We start from the raw sequence: 23,825 nt of genomic DNA on the forward strand, positions 1-23,825 counted from the left end.
TGGTGGGTCTCGGTGCGCAGCACGGTGCGGGTCTTGTTGGCCGGCAGCTCATAGGGCGGCCGGTTAGTGGCGTGGTAGGTGCGCCCGGTGACGATGGGCTGGTCGGGGTCTCCTTCCAGAAATGAAACGATGACTTCATGGCCAATGCGGGGGATGGCCATCATGCCGTACTGGCCGCCAGCCCAGCCCTGGCTCACCCGCACCCAGCAGGAGCTCTGGTCATTGGAGCTGCCATATCTGTCCCAGGGGAACTGCAGCTTGACCCGGCCGTGTTCGTCGCAGTAAATCTCCTCTCCCTCCGGGCCCACCACCATGGCAATCTGCGGGCCATCCACCATGGGTTTGTGGGGCGCTTGCGGGCTGCCGATACGGGCCCGCCAGGTGGTGCTCGCCTTCACCACGCCAAATTCGTTGTGATAGACGGTCGGGCCGCTGCCCCCCTCTTCCTCAAGCGCTTGCGGCTGCTGGCCGGTGTGACGGATATGGATGATTTGCCAGTCGCAGTTGAGACTGGCGTTCGGGTGCTCGGTCAGGGAGAAATACTGCCCCGGCAGCAGGGCCGCACTGTTGGATTTGCCTTGGCCTGTTACCGCATCATTGCGCAGTGCATCCAGCCTATGCTGGGCAAACGCCTTGCCGCTCGGGTCCTGCTTGTAGCGACCCGGGTAGTCGAAGTGCTGGTAGCTCTGGCGCTGATGCTCAAGCTCGGCCCCCAGCTTCTTGTGGGAGAGCCCATAGGCCGGGGTCTTGAAGCTGTAGTCTTTGAGCTCCACATCCGAGGTGCGCACCGCCTCGCGATAGTGGAACTGGCGCACATAGGCGCCTTGCTCGAGGGAACGGTTGTCAAGGTTGAAGAACAGCTCGGGGCCGGCAGTTAATGCAGCCGCATCGTCGGCAAACACGAGACGGTGTTTGCCTTGCTCAAACTCAAAGAAGTAGAACATCCCCTCTTCGGCAGCGAGGCGATTGAGGAAGTCGAGGTCGGTTTCCCGGTACTGGACGCAGTATTCGCGCTGGGCATGTTCATGTTTGAGGGCAAAGGCATAGTCGGTGATGCCGTGCTCCTGCAACAGGATGCTGAGGATTTCATCGGGCTTTTGCGCCTGGAAGATGCGCGAGTTGTGGCGAAGCCCCAGCCGCCACAGGGCCGGTTGCACCAGCAGCTGATAGCGGGTGCGGCGAAAACCGCTGTCCCCCTGAGCAAAGTCACTGACCACCCCGCATACCCGGCGCTGCAGCTCGCCGTGGTACCACACCAGGAGCTCGCACGGCTGGTCCAGCACGGCGGCAAAATCGATGTCCGGCTGGGGACTCGCCAACTCAAGGCGCAGCTGGAACGGGTCGTTCAGCGCCTCTTCCAGGGCAAACTCGGCCACCACAAAGGTCCCCTCGGGCAGCGCCCCCACCTTGACGGTAAATTGTAATCCTGTGCTGTCTGCCATCGGTGAGAGCCCTCAAGAAAGTGTGTTGCCCCGGGTGACGGGGTCGTTGAAGCCGTGCGAGAGAGTCGCAATCTTCCCGATGGCATTGACACCATGGCTACCGCACGCCCTTGACGGCGAGCGGCAAGATGCGACCCCATTTTTCTTATGCCTGCACACGAAGCGCAGACAGGCATAAGAAAAATCGTGGGCAAGGGAAATCGGATGCAATGGAGGGCAATTGGCGAGGCAGCATTGCACCTCTGATTTCGATGGTTCCAAGAGCAAAAGGGCACCGCAAGCAGTGCCCTTGAACATCAGCTTACGCCTCGATCGGAGCACGCCAGTCGTCAGCACCGGAAGTACCGGCAACGGTGTGTTCCCAGTCAATCTTGCGGTATGCCATGGAGACCTGGATCAGCTGGGTGAAGTCAGACTTCGCCGGGTCCTGGCAATGCGGCATTTGGCAGTCGATATCCACGATGGTGGCATCGGTCAGCACGGTAGAGAAGAAGTGCTCCTGCTTGCCCTCGACGGAGGTGCGATACCACTTCAGGGTCACTTTGGGCAGCATTTCACCGGAAGCCAGGGCGTTGTACATCAGTGGTACGGCTTTGTTCAGGGCCACGGTGAACTTGAACGGCTTGTGGACACGCTGACCAGCCGGCTGGCCGGATTGCGGATCGGTCGGTACGGTTACGACGTGCTGGAACTCTTGTACCAGCATCTCGTCTTCGTGGCCTTGCACGAAGATGTTGCCGACGGAGTCAGAGGTGAAGGCACCCGCAGTGATGTTGCCCTGGGTTTTACCTTCGATGCTGATATAACATGGAGTTGGCATGGATATGCTCCTGATATGATAGATTAGTGAAATGAGATAGCACTCGAGCGAATCTGTTAGCAGTGTCCATGCCACCTATAAAAATCATTAATTATCAATTATTTACAAACTGTTCGCGCTAATCACCATGCAACGACAAGCAATTTTTTGCTTTATCTCACCCAATGCATCGTCAATCGTTGCCCATCCAGTTTTTAAATCTGTTAAATACGCAATACATTGCGCAGTTCAGAACGATTCACTGAAATGGCGACAATTTAGCCGCTCGCAATATTGCACCGGCACAGGTGCACGCTTCCCGCGTTGATGCCAGCAGCCCAAATCACCATGATGCGAGTGTCCTCCTCACACCTCAGGACAATCGTGGTGCTGTCACCGTCATAGATACGCAAGGATCAATGAACTGTTTCCGTGACTTTTCCTGCGCCCCCGGAGACCCCCACTGATGAAAAGCAACCGTCACCGAGTGACGCCTGTTTTTCCAGCCCTGCTGTGAAGTGCATCCGATGAGTCATGGGAAATTGCGTTACGCAAGGGATAGGTCGAGAGGATGCCTACAGCCAGTTACAGAAGCGGGCATGTAGACAACATGAGCCAATCGCAGGAAGCGGGACTATGGGTAGCAAACGCTCACAAGCGCCCGGCGGGATTGGTATGCAACGACCGATACAGGAAGAAAGACCAAGACAATCAAATAAAAAAGCCCACCCCTTAAATAGATCGGGCTTGGAATGTGGCGGAAACATTTCACCAAGCAAGCTCTTGCGCACGCTACCTGGCAATCCCTTCGCGCTTCTCCACCAGAAAGTCCATCAGCGCCCGGATCTTGGCCGGCATCTGGGCCCGCGACGGCACATAGAGATAAAACCCCGGGAAGGGGGGGCACCAGGGGGCGAGTACCCGCTCCAGTGATCCGTCACTCAGGTACTGGCGCACCCGCAGATCCAGGTGTTTGACCAGCCCCACCCCCTGCAGGGCCGCCTGCAGCATGCTGTCGTCGTCGTTGAACACGGCGTTGCCCTTGGGATCGACGATCTGGGTGTGCTGCTCCTCATCGGGGGAGGTAAACGACCAGCGGTCGATGGTATTGCTGGAGGTAAAGCGGTAGGCCAGGCAGTTGTGCCGGGTGAGATCGCCCGGGGTCTGCGGCGTGCCATGCTGCCTGAAATAGTCGGGGGAGCCGACGATGGCCATGGTCAAAGGGGGAGTGATGGGCACCGCCACCACGTGTTCATCCAGGCTCTCCCCCAGGCGAATGCCGGCATCCATCCCGTCGGCGATGATGTTGGAAAACCCGTCCGCCATCACCAGCTCCAGCCGCAGCTTGGGATGGCGCGCCAGAAACTCACCCATGTGGGGCTCGATCAGCAGTCTGGCGGCGATGCGCGAGCTGTTGATGCGAATAAGGCCCGAGGGCTCGAGGTGGGAGTCATTGAGCTCGCTCACCACCCGCTCGATCGCCGTGAGCGAGGGTTGCAGCACATCCAGCAGGCGCCGCCCTTCCTCGGTCAGCGACATGTCGCGGGTGGTACGGTTGAGGAGCCGCACCTGCAACTGCTGCTCCAGCCCCTTGAGGTGCTGGGAGAGGGCGGCGCGGGTCACCCCCATCTCGGTGGCGGCCTTGGTGAAACTGCGGTGACGGGCGATGTGGGCAAACCACGTCAGTGACGCGACGAGTGAAGGTTCTATGGGCATTTGTTTAGCCTGGCTAATCAGTCATGTCTTGATAGGTGCGTATATCTAGCTCAATAGACTTACTACTATTAGCTCGAACTCGCGTCAAGCATGACGACCCTGAACCTAACGGAGAGCCCGACCATGTCCCACGTCACCTTCCCCAATCGCAACGGCCAAGGCATCACTATGGCCGCCATCGTTTACTTCCCGCCGCACTTCGATGAGCACAAGCAGTACCCGGCGGTCGTGGTCTCCCACCCCGGCGGCGGAGTGAAGGAGCAGACCGCGGGCCTGTACGCCAGCAAGCTGGCCGAGCAGGGCCTCATCGCCATCGCCTTTGACCGCTCCTATCAGGGCGAGAGCTCGGGCGAGCCGCGTCAGCTGGAGAACCCCCATGTCAGCACCGAGGACGTCAGCGCCGTGGTGGACTACCTGACCACGCTGCCCTATGTCGATCAGCACAAGATCGGGGCCATGGGTATCTGCGCCGGCGCCGGCTACAGCGCCAATGCCGCCATCCAGGATCGCCGCATCAAGGCGCTCGGCATGGTCAGCGCGGTCAACATCGGCCAGATGTTCCGCAATGGCTGGGACAACAGCGTCAAGGATGCCGATGCCATGGGCTATCTGGCGTTCGGCTCCCAGGCGCGTACCGCAGATGCGACCGGCAGCGGCTACGCCACCATCCCCTTGGCCCCCCTGCGTGAAGAGGATGCCCCCAACGAGGAGCTGCGCGAAGCCTGGGAGTACTATCACACCCCGCGCAGCGAGCACCCCAATGCGCCGGGCTTTGCCCTGACCCGCAACCTGAACCAGATCATCACCTACGACGCCTATCACAAGGCGGAGGCCTTCCTGACCCAGCCGATCCTGGCGGTGGCAGGAAGTGTGGCCGGCAGCAAGTGGATGAGCGATGACCTGCTGGCGCGCGCCGCGAGCACAGACAAGACCCTGCATGTCGTGGAGGGGGCCAACCACATGTCCCTCTACGATGTGCCCCGCCATGTCGATGAGGCCGTCGCCAAGCTGGCCCCCTTCTTCCTGCGAACCCTGAACTAATCGGCCCGCGAGAGGGGGAAGCCCCTCTCGCTTATCGAGGAGCATCATCATGAGCCATGTATTGAACCTGACCTATCAGAACCTGGGCTGGCAGACGGCGGCCGACCTCTACCTGCCGCCCGATTTCGACGAGCAAAAGCGCTACCCGGCCATCGTCAGCACCCACCCCATCGGCAGCTGCAAGGAGCAGACCGCCGGCAATGTCTACGCCAAAGGGTTGGCCGCGGCGGGGTTCGTGGTGCTGGTGCCCGACGCCAGCTTCCAGGGCGCCAGCGGCGGTGAGCCGCGCTTTATCGAGGATCCGGCCATTCGGGTCTCCGACATCCGCTTCGCGGTGGATTACCTGCAAGCCCTCTCTTATGTGGACAGCGATCGCATCGGCGCCATCGGCGTGTGCGGCGGCGGCGCCTACACCATCCATGCGGGCATCACGGATCACCGCCTCAAGGCGCTGGTCTCCATCACGGGGGTCAACTATGGGCGCCTGATCCGCGAAGGCTTCGCCCAGTTCAAGCCTCTTGAGCTGGCCCAGGGCATCGCCCGGATGCGCACGGCGCAGGCGCAAGGGAGCGCCACAGAGCCCGCCGATCTGCTGCCGGCGTCCGTGGCGGCGGCCACCGCGGCAGGCATCACCGACATCGACGTACTGGAGGCCACCGAGTACTACAAGACGGCGCGCGGTCAGCAGCCTCACGGCGCGACCCGCCAGCTGATGTCCTTCACCGGCGCCGCCATGGGGTGGGATGCCTTCCTCCATGCCGAGGTGCTGCTGACCCAGCCGCTGATGGTGGTCATCGGCGACAAGGCGGGGGGCTTTGGCGCCTATCGGGATGGTTGGGAGATCTACGGCCGCGCCGCCTCCACCGACAAGCACATTGTCGTGGCCGAAGGCTGGTCCCATTACGACCTCTACGACAAAGCCGAGCCGGTGGCCATCGCCATGGCAAGCCTCGTGCCCTTCTTCCAGCGCACCCTGTGATCCCGTGGTGGGGGCATCCCCCACCCATTGATGAGACAAACGAAAGGTCAACCGATATACGAAACGTACTGATCCTCGAGGTCAGTCCATATCTAACTGCTAGGTGTCTACAAAGCCGGTGGTGATTCAGTATGGCCACCGTGCAAGCCCAGATGAAGGCGGAGATCATCAAACATCTGTTTGCCCCATCTGCCCGCGAGTTCCTACAACTCCGACGAAATCAACACAAAGGCTGGAGCCATATTCACACACATCTACAGCACAGGAACCAATGACAACTCCGCGATATATCACTGAGCTACAACCAGATAAACCGTGTCCAAAACAAAACTTAGTGCTTGGCAAAAATTGAGGGAGGCATTCAGCCTCCCTCATTTTTTTGCTTTAAACAAACACGCCCAGGGCTGTTAACGTACCGGGCCCGAACAAAAACTATGCGTGAGGGTAATCAAGACGACAATCCCATCGCTTCGATAAAACGCTCGGTGATCTGCTGCGGGCGAGTAATTGCGCCGCCAACAACGACTGCATGAGCGCCTAGCTGCAAGCAACGGGCAGCCATTTGCGGGGTGTTAACATTCCCTTCAGCAATGACAGGCTTATTGACCGCCTCCAGCACAGAGCGCAGAAAGGCAAAATCATCGTCATAAAGCTTGTGGCTCTGAGTCTCGGCAGTGTAGCCATGAAGCGTCGTGCCGATGCAGTCGAAGCCCAATTGCTCGGCATGCAGTGCCTCTTCCACGGTTGCAATGTCGGCCATCAGCATTAACTGCGGATAGCGTGCACGAATTGTCCCCATCATCTGAGCCAATGTCAGCCCATCGGGGCGTTGATGGAATGTGGCATCAAGCGCAATCATCTCAGGCGAAGCGGCCATCAGCTCGTCCACTTCCCGCATGGTCGCAGTGATATAGACATCAGAACCTGGATAATCCCGCTTGAGGATCCCTATCACCGGCAGGGAGACCTCCTGCTTGATCGCCTTGATATCCACCACGCTGTTTGCCCGGATGGCACTGGCACCACCACGGGCTGCTGCCAGTGCCATCTTGCCCATGATGAAGTCACTGTGAAGCGGTTCATCTTCCAGCGCCTGACAGGAAACGATTAACTTGCCTTTGATCTGGTTCAGCATTGTACAACTCATGCTCCCAATAACTCCTCGATCTCGTTCTTGATAATGGTGACATGCGGGCCATAGATAACCTGGATGCCATTGCCCTTGGTGATCACTGCAAGTGCTCCAGTCTGCTTTAACAAGCCTTCACTGACGCTCTCCCCGTTATGTACGGAGACGCGCAGCCGGGTCGCACAACAATCCACATCCTTGATGTTGGTCGCGCCGCCAAGCCCGATGATGATGGCTTTGGCACGATCGGCGCCGACCGCTTCCGTTGTCTCTTCCTGCTGATCTTCGCGTCCCGGTGTTTTGAACTTGAAGCGCTGGATCATGAAACGGAATGAAATGTAGTAGAGGCAGAACCAGGGAATGCCCACCAACGGAACCAGCATCCAGTTGGTTTTAGCTTGGCCTTGCAACACGCCAAACAGCATGAAGTCAATAAAGCCACCGGAGAAGGTCTGCCCGATAGTGATGTTGAGCATGTGCGCCAGCATGAATGCCAGACCGTCAAAGAAGGCGTGCAACACATAGAGCGGCGGTGCAATAAACAGGAATGAAAACTCGATAGGTTCGGTGATCCCTGTCAGGAATGAAGTCAGTGCAGCCGAAATGAGCAGGCCTGCCACCCGCTTCTTGTTCTCGGGTCGAGCGCAGTGATAAATCGCCAGACATGCGCCCAGCAGACCAAACATCATGGTGATGAAACGGCCGGACATGAAGCGGGCCGTGCCCTCATAGAACTGGACCGTATTGGGATCAGCCAGCTGCGCGAAGAAGATGCGCTGGGTTCCTTCCACCAGATGACCGTTGATCAGCTCGCTGCCACCCAGTGCGGTGGTCCAGAACGGGAGATAGAAGATATGGTGCAGACCGAATGGACCGAGCATCCGCAGCACAAAACCGTAGATAAAAGTGCCAAGATAACCGGTGGCATCGACCAGCCCACCCATCCCGAAGATCAGCTTCTGAAAATGGGGCCAGACCACGTACATCACACACCCGAGCAGGATGGCAGCGAGTGAACAGACGATTGGCACAAAACGGGAACCGCCAAAAAAGCCCAAAAACTGCGGCAGTTGCACCTTGTTATAACGGCTATGCAGCCAATAGCTCATCAGCCCGACAACCACGCCACCGAATACGCCGGTCTCCAGCGTCTGGATCCCGAGCGCCATCCCTTGACCTGCAGCTCCCAGATTGCCGCTCGCCAGGGTATCGGAGAGCTTGAGCAAGGTGCTGATACTGGCATTCATTACCAGATAGGCAAGCAACGCAGAGAGACCGGCAGTCCCCTTGTCAGAACGGGCCAACCCTACGGCAACCCCCACGGCAAACAGCACCGCCAGGTTGGCAAACACAATGGCACCGGCATCGGCCATCAGCATAAACAACCCCTGTAACCAGGGCACATCAAGGAACGGGTAGGCAACCAGCGTGTTCGGATTGGAAAGCGAGCCACCAATCCCCAGTAACAACCCTGCAGCAGGCAAGACGGCGATGGGCAACATAAACGATTTGCCAAAACGCTGCGCCTTTTCGAATAACGGGCTGCTTCCCGTCTTCTCGGACAGTGACATGATAAAAATCTCCACGAGTGAACCACACTGGTGGTAATTTTTATCAACACAACTTAAATGTCATGATAATTATTTTTATGCTGTGACCGCTCTCACATTCATAACGTGAATCGCGTTAAAATCATGGCAATTTGAATCCTCTCCCTCCTGAAGGAGTCCCCATTGAATCAACCTGTAGAAGCACCACGCGTTCTCTTGCTGCTTCGCCATCAACTCGCCACATACAGCCAGACCCTGCAGCGGTTGGGGCAATTCGTGCTGGAACAGCCCCAGCGCGTGCTCTATCTGACCATCACCGAGCTTGCCCGTGAGAGTGGCACCAGCGAGGCCAGCGTGACTCGACTTTGCCGTGGTGTAGGGTGCCGTGGTTACACAGAGTTCAAGATGGCGCTGGCTCTGGAAACCCAGCAGGAACAAGCCAGCCAACCTCAGGCATCGGCGACCAGTGCATTTAGCACTCTGATTGAAGAGAGTGTGGCGGCATTGCGTGATACCGGGGCCTTGGTCAGCCAGCAGGCACTCTTACAAAGTGCCGAACTATTGGAGAAGGCCCGCCAGATCCAGATCTATGGTGTTGCTGCGAGTGCGATTATCGGGGAGTACCTGGCTTATCGTTTACTGCGTATGGGCATATCTGCTCAACAGTTCAGTGATATGCATCGCGCCGCGATGAACGCGACTAGCCTGAAACCGGGGGATGTGGTGATAGCAGTGTCCAGCTCGGGTTCGACCAAAGATCTGCTGCATGCGGTACAACTGGGCAAAGAGCATGGTGCCAGCGTCATTGTTCTCAGTAACACCAGCCGCAGCCCGCTCGCCTCACTGGCCGATCAACTGTTGGTGGCAGCCAAGCCGGAAGGGCCGCTGACTGCAGGTTCATTCCACTCCAAGATCAGTGCAATGCTGGTTATTGAGCTACTGAGTCAACAGCTATTGGAAAATAGGCCGGAGCTGGCGGGAGCTATCTCGGATAGTGCCAAGGCTACGTTGCCTTGGTTGATATAATCGCTAGCGAGGGAAGCATCATCAATACTTGGACACCAGATTGGATCGATGTCCAATGTAATCCATCCGGGTAGTATGTCAGCCAACACCAAATGGCACACTGAATGGTATACCAGAAAAAGATAAAAATGAAAAAGCCCAACCTAATCAATAGGTTGGGCTTGGTATATGGCGGAGAGACAGGGATTCGAACCCTGGGTGGTATTGCTACCACAATTGATTTCGAGTCAATCCCGTTCGGCCACTCCGGCATCTCTCCGTGAGGAGAGTTTTTACCCAAGGTACCCGGAGAATGCAATAAAAATATCTTTAATATCAAACGACTGAACATAAAAGGAGCACCTGGCTTCATCTCGGTGTGTTCCGGACGAAAACCCATTTTGTCTTCATATTGTCGGCAACATGACAGAAATGACCGCGTTCAGGCCGGTAACCCCCCCTCTACAGCATGTAACCCGGTAGGCAGACTGGAAATCCTCGGCCGATTCAGGAACAATCGGCGTCCCTCCTTGGCGAAATGACGACATGTCCGCCCCGATATAAAGATGTGAATTGATGGAAAGCCTCATGCCGATAAAATCTGCTCTCTCCTTTCTGCTGACCATGACCATGCTCTGCACCACCCAGGTGCTGGCCCAGACCTACCCTCTCCCGCCCGCCAACAGCCGTCTCATCGGCGAGCTGGAGGACTACATAGTCCAACCCAACGATCATCTGGAACTGGTCGGGAAAAATACCCACACCGGTTTTTTGGCACTGCTTGAGGCCAACCCGGGTGTTGATCCCTATCTGCCCACCCCGGGCACCCGGCTGACCCTGCCCACCCAGATGCTGCTGCCCGATGTGCCCCGGGAGGGCATAGTCATCAACCTGCCCGAGCTGCGTCTCTACTACTTCCCCAAGGGGAAGGACGAGGTGATCGTGCTGCCCATCGGGATTGGCGATGTCGGCCGTGAAACCCCGGAGATGACGACCACCATCATAGAGAAAAAGCCGAACCCGACCTGGGTGCCCGGCCCCATGGTGCGCAAGTCCTGGCTGGAACAAAAAGGGATCTCCCTGCCGGCGGTCGTTCCCCCCGGTCCTGAAAACCCCCTTGGCAAATTTGCCATGCGCCTGGGCTATGGCAACCGGGATTATCTGATCCACGGCACCAACAAGGAGTTTGGCGTCGGTTTGCGGGTCAGCGCCGGCTGCATCCGTCTGCGTCCGGATGACATAGAGTCGCTGTTCAAGATAGTGCCCGTCGGCACACCGGTACGGGTCATCAACCAGCCGGTCAAGGTCGCCATCGAACCCGATGGCCGGCGCTGGCTGGAGGTGCACTCGCCCCTGTCCCGTACCGAGGAAGAGCTCGAAAATGGCGCCCCTCTGGTTCTGTCACCAGCCATCGAGCAATTTATCAGCGCGCCCGAGGTCACTCAGGCCGATGTCACCGCCGCACTGGACAGCAAGAACGGGCTGCCCCGACCCATCAGCGGCTAAGTACCGGAGTCATCATTGCTCATGAGATACCTGCTCCTCCTGTTCATGCTGGCAAGCCCCCCCTCATGGGCCAAGGACATTCTCTGGATGCGCAACGGCGATCGCCTGACCGGAACCATAGAGGAGATCACCGATGAGTCGGTGCGCATCGCCCTGCCCTATAGCCAGGCCGTGACGATCAAACGGGAAGCAGTCAAACGCTGGCGGCTGGAGAAGCAGGACAAACCCAGAGCCACGGCCAAGGGGGGCATACCGCTATTTCAGGGGGATGAGGATGAGCGCAATGCCTGGCTCTGGACCGGTAATGGCGATCTCAATATCAAGCTCAAGGAGAACGAGACCCGCACCAACGACATCAACATCAAGGGCAAGACGGAGGTTGCCAACCTCGACTGGCGTTACAGCCTGTCAGGGGAGTACAACTACGAAACCGCCAATGGCGAGACCAACAGCCACGACTATAAACTCAACCCGACCCTGGACTTTTTCTTCAACAATCACTGGTTTGTCCGCAACTCCCTCAATGCCGAGTACGACATGCTGGATGAGAACTACCTCCAATTGGACTTCAGCTCGGGTCCCGGTTACCGTTTCTGGAACGACAAGCGCAGGCGGCTCGAACTGATTGCCCAGGCGGGCATACAGCGCACCTATTTTCGCGACGGCAGCTGGACAGGCCTGCGCCTGTTTGATTCCCGCATCATCAGCTACCCCATCGGTAGCCTGGGCTGGGATTACCGTCAGCCATTCTCGCTCTGGCAACAGCAGTTAGAACTGTTCAGCAAGGGGACTTATTTGAAATATCTGTCACAGCCGTCCCCCTATGTCACCCTGGAGCAGGATATCAATGGCAGCATAGGATTACGTTACTACCTCAACGACAATATCCGCCTCTCCTGGTCGAGTGAGCTCGACTGGCAGGATGGGGAGATCCGGTATGAGGGGGTAGAGCAGAGCCTCAAGGAGAGCGAGATCCGCCACCTGATCAGCCTGGGTGCCAGTTTCTAGGCAAGCGACTGTCAAATACAGCCATATAAAGAAGGGGAGCCGCGATGGCTCCCCTTTACTATTGCATGACCCGGGTTCAAATCAGACCCCAGGCGGCAATCTGGTAGATCCACACCATGGCCAGAACAGTGCCAACCAACCCCATGATGACGCCGATCCGCACCATCTGGTGGCTCTCCACCAGACCGGTCGCGTGGGCCAGCGCATTGGGGGGCGTACTGATCGGCAAGGACATGCCAAGGGATACCGAAATGGTGACTGCCAGGATCAGGGTGTGGCTGCCCCCCCACTCGGCCAGTCCCGGCATGCTGACAGCCAGCGCCGCCACCAGTGGCAACAGCAGGTTGGCCGTCGCCGTATTGGACATGAAGTTGGCCATCACTACCGCCAGCAGACAGGCCCCTACCAGCACCACCAGAGTAGAGTATTCATGGAACGGGATATGGGTGATCAGCCGCTCCGCCAATCCGGAATCCTCCAGCGCCAGACCCAGCGCGATACCGCCCGATACCAGCCACAACACGTCCAGAGAGATCCTGTGCAAATCCTCCTTGGTGATAATGCCCGTGGTGAGGAATACCGCCACCGGGATCATGGCGACCACATAGGAACTCATGCCGTGCAGGTCTCCCATCAGCCACAACACTATGGTCAGGATAAAAGTGAGGTAAACCACCCAGGCCCGGGGCGTTTGCATGAAGCGCCCCTCAATTTTGAGGTCCATCTGCTTGAGCTGGCTGGGGTAGAAACGACCAAGCAAGAACCAGCCGAGCAGCAGCAACAGCACTACGAAGGGCACTGCAAATCCCATCCACTGACCAAAGGAGATGGCATGCTCACCGGTCAGGTACTTGAGAGCCACGGCGTTGGGGGGCGTACCAATTGGTGTGCCTATCCCCCCCAGGTTGGCCGCCAGGGGAATCGCCAGCACAAATCCGATCTTGGCGGGATCCTTGTCGGGAAACACCGCCAATACCGGCGCCAGGATCGCCAGCATCATGGCCGTGGTCGCGGTATTGCTCATGAACATGGAGAAGGTCGCGGTGATCAGCATGAGGCCCAGCATGACGACTCGCGGATTGCGCCCGAAGGGACGCAGCAGCACCCGGGCCAGGTTCACGTCCAGATGATATTTGGTCGCGGCGATGGCCAGAAAGAAGCCACCGAGAAACAGCATGATGACCGGTGAGGCGAAGGTGGCCATGATCTCGGTCGAGGTCAGCAAGGTGCCAAAGCCGGTCTCGCCCTTGTCGGCCGTCATAAACCAGAGCCCCTTGTCAGAGAGCAGCAGCAGCTCCAGCACTATGATCAGGACCGAGGTGGCGAAGATGGGGATGGGCTCGAGGATCCAGCACAGTGCGGCCAGCACGAAGATGGCGACAACCCGCTGCTCCACCACTGTGATTCCCTCCAACGGGATCCAATGGGTCGGGATCAGCAGGATAAACAGGCTGAGCAGCACAGGCAGAATAATCTTGTGATTAATTGGCACTATTTTCTCCAGGATAGGGAGCAAGGATTCAATAGTGGCATAAAATGCTATCTCATCAGTTCGCCGTCTTATCAAAATGAGAGCTGGCTAACTGCGACGACACCGGTTTTGTGAGTCATATCAAGCTGTTCATGACACTGGCTGTCATGGGCAGACCACCCTCTCTTCGCTGGATACAAAAACGGACCCGACAAAGCGGGCCCGTTCAACGATTCACTGCAAAGACGTGATTAAAAATAGATGCGGGTTACCGACTCGATGACGCAGCCGGGACGGCGGATCCCTTCGATCTCCACCTTGATCTCCTTGAGCAGCTCCAGCCCGCCCTTGATGGGGGTGACGCGAGCCAGTTTGGTGCGCGCGCGGATATTGCTCTCCACCTTGATGGGATAGGGGAAACGCACCTGGTCGAGACCAAAGTTCACCACCATGCGAGCGGTGGGAAACTCGGGAGTGCTCTCGTCGACCGAACCGGTCAACTGCGGCAGCAACGCCAGGGTCAGGAAGCCGTGAGCGATGGTGGTCTTGAAGGGCGACTCGGCGGCGGCACGCTCGGGATTGGTGTGGATCCACTGGTGATCCCCCGTCACCGCAGCAAACTGATCGATCATCTGCTGACTGACATGGAGCCATTCACCGACGTGAGTCTCTTCACCGATACGGCCCTGCAACTCGGCATAGAGTGCGGCGGCGGCCTCGTCCAGCTCGATGGCCGGCTCCTGCACCATGGCAGGCTGGCCATTGGCAACCTGGGCGACGGCGACGGACTCTTGCTGCTGACCGTGCTGGGTTTCACCGTGAGGGTCGAGCACGCGCCCCAGCAAAGGATGCAGGTGTGCCTTTTGCTGAAACTCACGCCAGTAGTCGCGGATCGCCGGAGAGAGCCAATCCTTGAGCTCAAAGGGGTGCTGCGCCAAAATTTCGCGCTTGTGCTTCAGAAAATCGACAACTTTCATCTACCGATCCCTATTCGATTCAATGCCTATAAGAGGTCTAACCAGTCCTATTTTATTAAAGTTACAGGTGAAAGTGCAAAAAAATCTCGGCGTACAACTGTACCAAGGCGAAAGTGACTACTTACAGGCCCTAAATAAAGATAATCTGCCAAGCTGGGTTCGGATGGCAAAACGCCTTGATTTAGCTAAAAAATAACCAAAAAAGTCCCTGCCGGGCCTTGTGAAAAACAACTCATCGGGTTCTGGACCACCAGGCTGTTCGAGCGGACTTGTCGAGGAACGTCCAGGCCAACACCCGGCTGATCTTGTTCCCCTGAGCCATGTCGATGACCCGCACGTCGACGGCGCCGACCCGACCCAACGCTTTTTTCGCCGCAGGCATGTTCTCTTTCTTCGAAACCAGGGAGCTGAACCAGAGGCACTGGCCGGCAAACTCCCTGCTTTGACCAATCATGTTGGCCAGAAAGGCCGCCTCGCCTCCCTCGCACCAGAGCTCGGCCTTCTGACCGCCGAAATTGAGCACCGGCTTGCCCGCCTCTCCTTTGCCCAGATTGCGCAGCTTGCGCTCGGTTCCCTTGCTCGCCTCCTCCAGCGAGGCGTGAAACGGCGGGTTGCAAAGAGTCAGCGAAAACTGCTCCCTGGGCCCAATGATGCCGCGAAAAACCTGCCTGGCATTGGTCTGCAGGCGACATTCGATCTGTTTGCCGAGGCCATTGCTGGCGGCCAGCAGGGTCGCTGCCTTGACCGATACGGGATCGATATCCGCCCCCACGAAGCGCCAGCCATACTCTCGAGCCCCCAGCAGTGGATAAATGCAGTTCGCACCGACCCCGATATCCAGCACCCGTACCTGTTTGCCGGTGGGCACCTCCCCTGCGCTCTCGGCCAGAAGATCCGCCACTCGATGCAGATAGTCGACGCGCCCCGGGATGGGCGGGCAAAGATAACCGGCGGGCAGATCCCAATGAGCAATGCCATAGTGACGTGCCAGCAGCGCCTTGTTCAGCGCCTTGACGGCCAACGGATCGGCAAAGTCGATGGTGCGTTTGCCATAGTCGTTGGTGAACACATGGGCTGCCAACTCGGGAGTCACCAGACAGAGTGCCTCAAGGTCGTAACCCTCCTGATGACGGTTGCGGGGATGGAGTCCGGATTTGCGGTCACTGTGAGATGTCATATTGGGTCTGCCGAGGAAAAACGGGGGTCACACTATAGTGACTTGAGGCGGTAAAGTCTAAATGACGGCCATAAAAAACCGGGCTGCGAGAGCCCGGTTCAAGTGAGGTTGGAAAAACAGTCCGTACCGCGAGCCGTTTGTCCAGCCTGACTCAGATATCGATCCGGCGTGCTTGCCAGAACTTGCTGCGCCAGTAGGCACTGTCGAGCTTGGAGCGCGTTACCCCGGCTCGGGTGGAGGCGTGGATGAACTCGCCATTGCCTACATAGATGCCGACATGATTGAGGCGACGATTGATCTTGAAGAAGACCAGATCCCCTTCGACCAGATCCTGCTTGGCGACGCGAGCGCCTTCATGAACCTGGGAGCGGGTATCCCGGGGCAATTCGATGCCGATGGCATTGCGGAATACTTCGCGGGTGAACGCCGAGCAATCGATACCACGTTCAGTGGTGCCACCATAACGGTAGGGCGTACCGCGCCACTCTTTGTACACGGTCAGAATTTCGTTCACATCCGGTGTTTGCGACGGTTCCGGTTCGACAACGGGTTCCATCATGGCAACTTCAATCTTGCTCGCGACCTCGGGCTGGGGGGCCGAAGCACAACCCACCATACCGAGCGCGACCAGCAGTAGCATCAGGTGGCGCAATCCTTTATCCCCGTAAAAACGTAAATCTTGTTAAAATACGGCCCCAAAGGGCAATTCATAAGGCAACAGCACTCGACTATATCCAAGAATTCTATCGAGGCAAGTGAAAATCCCTATCGAGGTCACATTTTTGCAAGTAAATGCGTTGTTTTTCATAATTAATGTGATCATGAACAAACAATATACAATCCCCGAAATGGCCTCGGGCCTCATAGAAAACTGACTTTTATCCCTGTTTCAGCCCCTTTTTAAAGTGAAAAATTATGACCGCCACGGATCTTTTTTTGTTAAGACCGGCAGACATCCATGAAGCCCAGCTCACCCGGCTGACCACCCTGTTATCCGCCGAAGAGAGAGATATCTGGCACTCGATAACGCTGCCAGCGCGGCGCCAGGAGTACCTGGTCAGCCGGGGCCTGTTGCGCCAGCTTCTGGCCGAACGGCTGCAGCAACCGGCCAGTGAATTGCACTTTGGCCAGGGGGAGCATGGCAAGCCACGGCTGCAGGATGATGCCTGGCATTTCAACCTCAGCCACAGCGGTCCCTGGCTGGTGCTGGCCCTGAGCGCGCAGGGGCCGCTCGGGGTCGATCTCGAGCTGGGCATGCGCCGCCGCAGTCCCCTGCCCCTTGCCCGGCGCTTCTATGCCAAGAGCGAATACAGCTGGCTCAGTCAGCTGCCAGACACTCAGCAGGAGAGTGCCTTTTATCGGCTCTGGTCACGCAAGGAAGCGGTGCTCAAAGCCCATGGTGGCGGCATCGCCGCCGGGCTTGAGAAGATCTGTTTCCTCCCGGAAGAGGGGTGGCGTCTCGACAACCGGCTGGATAACACGTGCTACCAGGTGCAGGACTGGCCATTTGCCAGCGGCTGGTTGAGCATTGCGGCCAGCCATTCCCTGGTTCACTGCTACCGGCTGGATGAACGCTTGAATTGCCATGCCATCAGCCCCATCTTGTTCAACACCCTCTCTGAAGAGTCCAACTCATGATCGTCGACATTACTCCCCAGAATTTTCACGCCGAACTGATCGATGCCTCCATGAAGAAGCCGGTCGTCATCTACTTCCATGCGCCGCAGATGCCGGAATGCCAGGGAATGACCCCGCTGGTCGAATCTCTGGTCGGCCCTGCCAACCCGCAGGTGACCCTGGCCAAGGTGGACATGAACGATCCCCAGCTGCAGCCGCTGGCCAGCCAGCTCGGGCTGCGCGCCCTGCCCGCCCTGGTGCTGTTCCATCAAGGCCGCCCCGACGAACAGGCGATCATCGAAGGCCCGCAGGATGAAGCTACCCTGCGCCAGTACTTTGCCGCCTTCGCCCCCAAGGAGGAGGAAGAGCTGCTGGCCAAGGCCCAGCAGGCGCTGGCCGACGAGCAGCCCAGCATCGCCTATCCCCATCTTGGCAAGGCCCACCAGCTGGCCCCTGACCGTCACGATATCAGCCTGTGGCTCATTCAGGCGGCGCTCGACCTCAATCTGCTGGATGAAGCGCAGGAGCGCCTCGGTCAGATCCCCATGGTGGCGCAGGATGCTCACTACCATGCCCTGAGTTCACAGCTTGCCTTGGCACAGCAAGCTGCCGACAGCCCGGAACTGCGGGCACTGGAGGCGCGCTACGCTGAATATCCGGATGATTTTGCCCTGGCTCAGGATCTGGCGGTGCAATACAACCAGGCGGGGCGTCAGGAAGAGGCGCTGGTGCTGCTGCTGACCATTCTCAAGCGGGATCTGGCGTTTGGCGATGCCAGAAAAACTTATCTCGATATTCTGGCGACCATGGGCAGTACGCCGGCGGCGCAAAACTACCGTCGCAAACTCTACAGCCTGCTCTATTGAGAGACGCGAAATAACGTGTGGAATTACGTGGGGGAGTGCCGGGAAACCGGCATGACCTCATGGGTCAGGAAGTGAACGTCAGGTAAAGAATTGGTGAATTTCAGACATAAAAAAATGGCGCATTGCTGCGCCATTTTTTTGCATGGATTACTTCTTGTAGGAAGTAGCCATGTTGTCGATGCGCTGGTTAGCACGCATAGCTTCTTGCTTGGCTTCAGCAACATCAGCAGCGATCTTGGACTGATCAGCACGAACTGCGCTAACATCTTGAGCCAGCTGGTCAACTTTGTTAGACAGATTCTGAACGGAGGTTTCCAGTTCGCTGGTGTTAGCGCAACCACCCAGCAGAGCGGACAGACCAACAACACCTACCAACAACAATTTTTTCATTTTTAAAGCTCCCTTGAACTCGCCAGACGTTTAGCAAGCGGCGTGATTATGGCACAAAAAAATCATACTTTGCATAGCCCCCAGCACAGATAAATGCATTAAAACCCTCATTTTTTTTCGACCGAGCATTTTTTACCCAGAATCGACCAAAAATGAGTGTCATGTAACCGGGGTACGCACAAAGACTAACCAAAAACTTCCCTTATTACAATTTCGTATGAGCCTCAGGCGGTTTGTTCTGACAACAATTGGCGATATTGCACCAAATCCTCAATGGTCAAGACCGGCATCTGATGCTTGCGACCAAAAGTGACCAGATCCGGCAGCCGCGCCATGGAGCCATCCTCCCGAGTCAACTCACACAATACGCCGAACGGTTTGAGCCCGGCAAGCTGCATCAGATCGACTGTCGCCTCGGTGTGGCCACGACGGGTCAAGACCCCGCCGGTGCGGGCCCGCAGCGGGAAGACATGGCCCGGGCGATGGAGATCCCCCGGCTTGGCGCCATCGGCAATGGCGGCGCGGATGGTGGTGATGCGATCGGCGGCGGAAACACCGGTGGTGACCCCTTGCGCCGCCTCGATGGTGACGGTGAATGCGGTCTGATAGTGGCTGGAGTTGGCTTCCACCATCATGGGCAATTCGAGCTGGCGCACCCGCTCATCGGTCAGGCAGAGACAGACGATGCCGGAGCACTCGCGGATCATCAGCGCCATCTGTTCGTTGGTCATGGACTGCGCGGCGAAAATGAGGTCGCCCTCGTTCTCCCGATCTTCATCGTCGGCAACCAGAACGCCACGACCGGCACGCAAGGCCTCGAGCGCAGCTTCGACACGAGCAACGGGATCACCGAATTCACTGAGTAGAGACTGATTCATGGTAAAACTCCTAAACAAGACAAGGACCAGAATCAGGGCACGGAAAGGCAGACAGAGATAGGCATGCAGCGGCTGGCCCGCGGGGGGCTTGCCTGCAATAGTCTGTCTTATCCTCTTTCATCCGGACTGTAACCGTCGGCTCCGGCATCTCACCGGATCTGCTGACCCCGACCCGGTGTCAAACCGGGGTCGGGCGCTCGCGGGCTCCCCGAGTCAATCGGGATACCGCCGGTGGGGAATTTCACCCCGCCCTGAGAATAAGCCCGGACAGCCTAAAGAAAAACGGTTGCAGATACCAGCCCAAATCCCTGTCAACGCGAAAACCGACTATGGAAGGACTCGTTTATTGCAGACTCAGACCGCCCTGACCCAGAAGACCATGACGAGCCGCCGAATTTCTTTATGGCCTCAATTTGTTTGTGGCATAGTGCCTGAAAAAACGCGCCGCCTGCGCAGCCCGACAGGCGCCAACACCACAAACGGAAAATGACAGAGATGGAAAAGAAAATACTGTTGACGGACTGCCCGGACGCCAAGGGCCTCATCGCCAAGATCACCAACATCTGCTACAAGCATCAGCTCAATATCATCAAGAACGATGAGTTCGTTGACCACGAGAATGGCCGTTTCTTCATGCGCACCGAGCTGGAAGGGCGTTTCAATGACGAGACCCTGCTGGCCGACCTCGATGATGCCCTGCCGCTCGGGGCCCTGCGCCGCCTGGTCAAGGCTGGCAAGAAACGCATCGTCATCCTGGTGACCAAGGAGGCTCACTGCCTCGGCGACATCCTGATGAAGAACTACGCCGGCGCGCTGGACATGGACATAGTCGCTGTCATCGGCAACTACGACACCCTGGCCGAGCTTACCGGCAAGTTCGATATCCCGTTTCATACCGTCAGCCACGACGAGCTGAGCCGCACCGAGCACGAGGAGCAGGTGCGCGCCATCATCGACAGCTATGATCCCGATTACGTGATCCTGGCCAAGTACATGCGGGTACTGACCCCAAGCTTCGTCGCCGCCTACCCGCGCAAACTCATCAACATCCACCACTCCTTCCTGCCCGCCTTCATCGGTGCCCGCCCCTATCGCCAGGCATTTGATCGCGGAGTCAAGCTGATCGGCGCTACCGCCCATTTCGTCACCGACGATCTGGATGAAGGCCCCATCGTCGAGCAGGACGTGATCCACGTGGATCACACCTTCACCGCCGATGACATGGCCAAGGCCGGACGGGATGTGGAAAAGTCGGTACTGAGCCGCGCCCTGGAGCTGGTCTTGCACGAGCGGGTGTTCGTCTACGGCAACAAGACGGTGGTGTTCAAGTAACCCCATCTCAAACAACAAAGGCTCCCAAGGGAGCCTTTGTTGTGTTGCGGCGATGTCAGAGCGGCAGATTGTTGACCGTCACACCCTCTTTGGTGAGCTTGAGTTCGGCGTTGAGGTGAGGAGGCTGCGCCTTCAGATAACCCATCAGGGTCAGCTGATCGAGCATGGGTGCCAACTGTGGTACCGCCTTGCCCAGCTTGTCGCCAAGGCTGGCGTGCAGCACCCCGGTCAGCGCCTGCATCCCCTGCTCGCTGTTGAACAGTTGCTCCAGCGAGGTCGGGGCCAGGGTCGCCTCCCCCTTCATGGTGACGGGCTCGCCATTGAGCTTGGCACTCAGATCCGTCAGCTCGAGGCTGGCACCACGTTTGAGCATCTTGTCCAGTGCCTGCTGGACCGCCACTTCGTCGATCCCCTGGCCACCGGCTGCCTGCAGCCCCTGGTAGCCCTCCAGATCCAGGCCATTGAGGCTGACAGCCAGCGAGGCGTCAGTCACCGCCAGGGCATCGGACTCGTTCTCCAGATTGAGCTTGGCAATTTTCATCTGATAGGTGCTGGAGAGAGTCTGGGCATCGTTGCCCTTGATCTGGGTCTGGGTGCTCATCCCCTGCAAGGCAATCCTGGCGCTATCGGGCAATTGCAGCGTCAGCGCCGCCAGAGTCATCTCGCTCTGGGGCGCCAGCAGGATGCCGCTGATCTCGGCCAGATCGGCACTCCCCTTCATGTCTGCCAACACCAGATCGAGCTTGTTCTGCTCTTCGTGCACCGTCATCCCCTGCCAGCTCATGGTGATATGGCCGTTGCCGTCCAGATCCCCGTGATACTCGCCATTGAGCGGCAGGAAGCTGAATTCATCCAGCCCCTGTTTGACCTTGAACTCGTTGGCCCAGAAACGGCTGCTGTTGCTCATGGTCCAGAGGCTGCTCAACGACTCCATGCCGAACTGCCACAGCTCCATTTTGAGAGCGCTGAATACAGGGGCCAGCGACCCCTGCCGGGTATCGAGCAAGGCATGGCTCTTGATATAGAGCGGCAGGATGCGGCTGTTGACCGTAAATTGCAGCTCCAGCGGCTGATCGCCCCCCATGCCACCGTCAAACGCCGCCATCTCCTGGGGCGAGATCACCAGCTTGAGCACGCCGTCCCGGGTGAACAGATTGCTGCTACCAGGCACCCAGGCCAGATCGAGGCCACTGTCATGCTTGACCTTGTCAATCTGCTCCGTCATGAGGCGATCGAAGCTGTTGCCGGTATACCAGCACGCCGCCAAACCACCACCTACCAGTGCCGCGCCGACGGCCAGGGCCACTATTTTTTTCATATGTTGATGAGTCTCCAGGGATTGTCACTGCACTCTACGGGGCCAGCTCCCGACCAGGCAAGCCCAATGAACGGAAATCCCGTGCCAGAACTCGTCATGCTGGTCACAGCAGGGGACTGAAAAGATAGAAGATATTCTCCATCACCTTCTTGTACCAGGGGCGGGCACGCCACTGGGCCAGGGTCATGGGGGTGGCTTCCACCATATACCCCTGCACCAGCTGGTTCATCTGGGCGACAAAGGCCGGATTGTCCACCAGCAGGGTCACTTCGAAGTTGAGCCAGAGGCTGCGACGATCCAGGTTGACCGTGCCCACCAGCGCGAAGTCATCGTCCACCAGCACACTCTTGGTGTGGAGCAGGCCGGCATCGTAGCGATAGATCTCCACCCCCGCCTCCAGCAGCTCCTCCATGAAGGCATTGCAGGCGTAATTGGCCATGATGGAGTCGTTGCGCGCCGGCAGCACCAGTTGCACCTGCACGCCACGGGCTGCCGCCGAGCTGAGGGCGGCCGCCAGGGGATCATCCGGCACGAAATAGGGGGTGGTAAGCACCAGATGGCTGTGGGCCTGATAGATGGCCAGCAGCAGGCTCTGCTGGATGCAGTCTCCCCCGACGAAGGGACCGGAGGGGATCAGCTGGGCGCGATAATCGGTCTGGGGCCAGGCTTCGGGTTCGTGCTGCAGGCTGTCGAGCAGGCGCTCGCCGGTCTCCATCTCCCAGTCCCAGACGAAGATGGACCACATCAGGGGCACCATGGGGCCCTGCACCCGGATCATGATGTCGACCCACTGGCCGACCCCGGCATCCTGCTTGAAGAAGCGAGGATCCACCATGTTCATGGAGCCGGTGTAGCCAACCCTGTCGTCGATCACCACCAGCTTGCGGTGCATCCGCAGATCCTGGCGCTGGAACGGGATGCGCCAGGCACCGACGGGCAACACCTCCACCAGCTTGACCCCCGCCTTGCGCAGCTTCTTGGGCCAGGGGGAGCGGAAAAACTGCGAGCTGCCCACCGAGTCGAGCAGCAAACGACAATCCACGCCGCGCTGTGCCACTTCCATCAGGGCCTCGCACACCATGTCGGCATCGCCACCAGGGTGCCAGATATAGAACTCCAGATAGCAGGAAAGGGTGGAACGGCGGATATCCTGAGCGATCTCCCGCAGGATCCAGTCAGGTTTGTTGAGCAGGGTCATGCGGTTGCCGGAGAGCATGGGCATGGCCAGGCGGCCCTGGATCAGATCATGAAGCGGCTGGGCCTTGGCCCCCACCTCGCAGCAGTGCTGGGGAAACAGACGGGCCAGCTGACGGATCCAGATGGCATAAGGGCGGTACATGGCCTGAGCACGCTCGGCGCGGCGACGGCCGAGCCGGATCTCGCCAAACAGGACGTAGAACCCCACCCCGGCAAACGGGATGGCATAAATGAGGGCCAGCCAGGCCAGTGACACCCCGATGGGACGGCGCTTCATCACCACCCTAAGCGACACACCGGCCACGATGACGGTGTGAAATAACAGCAGCAGCCAACCCAGAAAACGGGAAAACAGCAGTTGGAGATCGTGTTCCAGACCGTTAAACAACGGGAACTCCTCTTCTAATCGACAAACAGAACGGTGGGC

Annotated in this window: 21 protein-coding genes, 1 tRNA gene and 1 riboswitch; of the genes, 8 read left to right on the plus strand and 14 right to left on the minus strand. The window is 58.2% G+C overall.

Translation table 11 applies throughout. The features are described 5' to 3' along the window. The 3 genes from BN1123_RS12730 to BN1123_RS12740 all read right to left on the minus strand — a co-directional run. Window positions 1-1,442: type VI secretion system Vgr family protein (locus BN1123_RS12730; protein WP_042027378.1), on the minus strand; the 1,442-nt coding region annotated here is incomplete at its 3' end. Between the two features lie 301 nt (window positions 1,443-1,743). Further along, window positions 1,744-2,262: a type VI secretion system effector Hcp1 gene (hcp1, locus tag BN1123_RS12735; RefSeq protein WP_010634242.1), complete on the minus strand. Its 519-nt coding sequence runs from the start codon at window positions 2,260-2,262 to the stop codon at window positions 1,744-1,746. Window positions 2,263-3,033: 771 nt separating this feature from the next. Then, window positions 3,034-3,957, minus strand: coding sequence for a LysR family transcriptional regulator (locus BN1123_RS12740; protein ID WP_042027380.1), 924 nt, complete (start codon window positions 3,955-3,957; stop codon window positions 3,034-3,036). Window positions 3,958-4,080: 123 nt separating this feature from the next. Here BN1123_RS12740 and BN1123_RS12745 point away from each other — a divergent pair, with 123 nt between their 5' ends. Both BN1123_RS12745 and BN1123_RS12750 read left to right on the plus strand, forming a co-directional pair. Further along, window positions 4,081-4,998, plus strand: a complete 918-nt coding sequence (locus BN1123_RS12745) for an alpha/beta hydrolase (RefSeq protein WP_042027383.1) — start codon at window positions 4,081-4,083, stop codon at window positions 4,996-4,998. Window positions 4,999-5,047: 49 nt separating this feature from the next. Next, window positions 5,048-5,977 carry an alpha/beta hydrolase gene (locus tag BN1123_RS12750; RefSeq protein WP_042027384.1) on the plus strand — a complete coding sequence of 310 codons (930 nt, stop codon included), beginning with the start codon at window positions 5,048-5,050 and terminating at the stop codon, window positions 5,975-5,977. A gap of 448 nt (window positions 5,978-6,425) precedes the next feature. On the opposite strand, the gene BN1123_RS12755 is transcribed toward BN1123_RS12750, so the two are convergent. Continuing rightward, on the minus strand, window positions 6,426-7,112 hold the full coding sequence (locus BN1123_RS12755) for an N-acetylmannosamine-6-phosphate 2-epimerase (RefSeq protein WP_224212353.1): 687 nt from the start codon (window positions 7,110-7,112) through the stop codon (window positions 6,426-6,428). A gap of 8 nt (window positions 7,113-7,120) precedes the next feature. Further along, entirely contained in the window at window positions 7,121-8,677 is a 1,557-nt protein-coding gene (locus BN1123_RS12760; protein ID WP_042027389.1) for a PTS transporter subunit EIIC, read from the minus strand. A gap of 162 nt (window positions 8,678-8,839) precedes the next feature. On the opposite strand from BN1123_RS12760, the gene BN1123_RS12765 reads away from it, so the two are divergent. Then, on the plus strand, window positions 8,840-9,682 hold the full coding sequence (locus BN1123_RS12765; RefSeq protein WP_042027392.1) for a MurR/RpiR family transcriptional regulator: 843 nt from the start codon (window positions 8,840-8,842) through the stop codon (window positions 9,680-9,682). Window positions 9,683-9,851: 169 nt separating this feature from the next. Here BN1123_RS12765 and BN1123_RS12770 read toward each other — a convergent pair. Then, window positions 9,852-9,941, minus strand: a tRNA-Ser gene (locus tag BN1123_RS12770). 308 nt (window positions 9,942-10,249) lie between these two features. Here BN1123_RS12770 and BN1123_RS12775 point away from each other — a divergent pair. Further along, entirely contained in the window at window positions 10,250-11,167 is a 918-nt protein-coding gene (locus tag BN1123_RS12775) for a L,D-transpeptidase family protein (protein ID WP_042028169.1), read from the plus strand. Between the two features lie 21 nt (window positions 11,168-11,188). Continuing rightward, a complete protein-coding gene (locus BN1123_RS12780; protein ID WP_026457253.1) occupies window positions 11,189-12,175 on the plus strand; it encodes a DUF481 domain-containing protein in 987 nt (328 codons plus the stop codon). Window positions 12,176-12,251: 76 nt separating this feature from the next. On the opposite strand, the gene BN1123_RS12785 is transcribed toward BN1123_RS12780, so the two are convergent. The 4 genes from BN1123_RS12785 to BN1123_RS12800 all read right to left on the minus strand — a co-directional run bounded on the left by BN1123_RS12785 (window position 12,252) and on the right by BN1123_RS12800 (window position 16,440). Beyond that, entirely contained in the window at window positions 12,252-13,667 is a 1,416-nt protein-coding gene (locus BN1123_RS12785; protein WP_042027393.1) for an SLC13 family permease, read from the minus strand. A 230-nt stretch (window positions 13,668-13,897) separates the two neighbouring features. Further along, the gene (locus BN1123_RS12790) at window positions 13,898-14,623 is read right to left on the minus strand and encodes a MaoC family dehydratase (RefSeq protein ID WP_042027394.1); all 726 of its coding nucleotides are present in this window, start codon (window positions 14,621-14,623) and stop codon (window positions 13,898-13,900) included. 232 nt (window positions 14,624-14,855) lie between these two features. Then, a complete protein-coding gene (rlmF, locus tag BN1123_RS12795; RefSeq protein WP_042027397.1) occupies window positions 14,856-15,800 on the minus strand; it encodes a 23S rRNA (adenine(1618)-N(6))-methyltransferase RlmF in 945 nt (314 codons plus the stop codon). Window positions 15,801-15,951: 151 nt separating this feature from the next. Next, the gene (locus BN1123_RS12800; protein ID WP_042027399.1) at window positions 15,952-16,440 is read right to left on the minus strand and encodes a C40 family peptidase; all 489 of its coding nucleotides are present in this window, start codon (window positions 16,438-16,440) and stop codon (window positions 15,952-15,954) included. 275 nt (window positions 16,441-16,715) lie between these two features. On the opposite strand from BN1123_RS12800, the gene BN1123_RS12805 reads away from it, so the two are divergent. Together BN1123_RS12805 and BN1123_RS12810 are read left to right on the plus strand one after the other, a co-directional pair. Then, entirely contained in the window at window positions 16,716-17,438 is a 723-nt protein-coding gene (locus BN1123_RS12805; protein WP_042027400.1) for a 4'-phosphopantetheinyl transferase family protein, read from the plus strand. Next, a complete protein-coding gene (locus BN1123_RS12810; protein ID WP_042027401.1) occupies window positions 17,435-18,283 on the plus strand; it encodes a tetratricopeptide repeat protein in 849 nt (282 codons plus the stop codon). Before BN1123_RS12805 ends, BN1123_RS12810 begins: the two co-directional genes overlap by 4 nt. Before the next feature lie 147 nt (window positions 18,284-18,430). On the opposite strand, the gene BN1123_RS12815 is transcribed toward BN1123_RS12810, so the two are convergent. Continuing rightward, window positions 18,431-18,673 (minus strand): Lpp/OprI family alanine-zipper lipoprotein, encoded by a 243-nt coding sequence (locus BN1123_RS12815; RefSeq protein ID WP_005334342.1) that lies wholly within the window; start codon window positions 18,671-18,673, stop codon window positions 18,431-18,433. Window positions 18,674-18,897: 224 nt separating this feature from the next. Next, window positions 18,898-19,551 (minus strand): 3,4-dihydroxy-2-butanone-4-phosphate synthase, encoded by a 654-nt coding sequence (gene ribB, locus BN1123_RS12820; protein WP_042027402.1) that lies wholly within the window; start codon window positions 19,549-19,551, stop codon window positions 18,898-18,900. 105 nt (window positions 19,552-19,656) lie between these two features. Next, a riboswitch (FMN riboswitch) is annotated at window positions 19,657-19,814 on the minus strand. Window positions 19,815-20,046: 232 nt separating this feature from the next. On the opposite strand from ribB, the gene purU reads away from it, so the two are divergent. Continuing rightward, on the plus strand, window positions 20,047-20,883 hold the full coding sequence (gene purU, locus BN1123_RS12825; RefSeq protein ID WP_042027403.1) for a formyltetrahydrofolate deformylase: 837 nt from the start codon (window positions 20,047-20,049) through the stop codon (window positions 20,881-20,883). Window positions 20,884-20,938: 55 nt separating this feature from the next. On the opposite strand, the gene BN1123_RS12830 is transcribed toward purU, so the two are convergent. Both BN1123_RS12830 and cls read right to left on the minus strand, forming a co-directional pair. Continuing rightward, on the minus strand, window positions 20,939-22,201 hold the full coding sequence (locus BN1123_RS12830) for a DUF945 family protein (protein WP_042027406.1): 1,263 nt from the start codon (window positions 22,199-22,201) through the stop codon (window positions 20,939-20,941). A gap of 103 nt (window positions 22,202-22,304) precedes the next feature. Further along, window positions 22,305-23,786 (minus strand): cardiolipin synthase, encoded by a 1,482-nt coding sequence (gene cls / locus BN1123_RS12835; RefSeq protein ID WP_042027408.1) that lies wholly within the window; start codon window positions 23,784-23,786, stop codon window positions 22,305-22,307. Between the last annotated feature and the right edge of the window lie 39 nt (window positions 23,787-23,825).

It is taken from the genome of Aeromonas enteropelogenes (genome assembly GCF_000819845.1).
GTDB classification, from domain to species: Bacteria; Pseudomonadota; Gammaproteobacteria; order Enterobacterales; family Aeromonadaceae; genus Aeromonas; species Aeromonas enteropelogenes.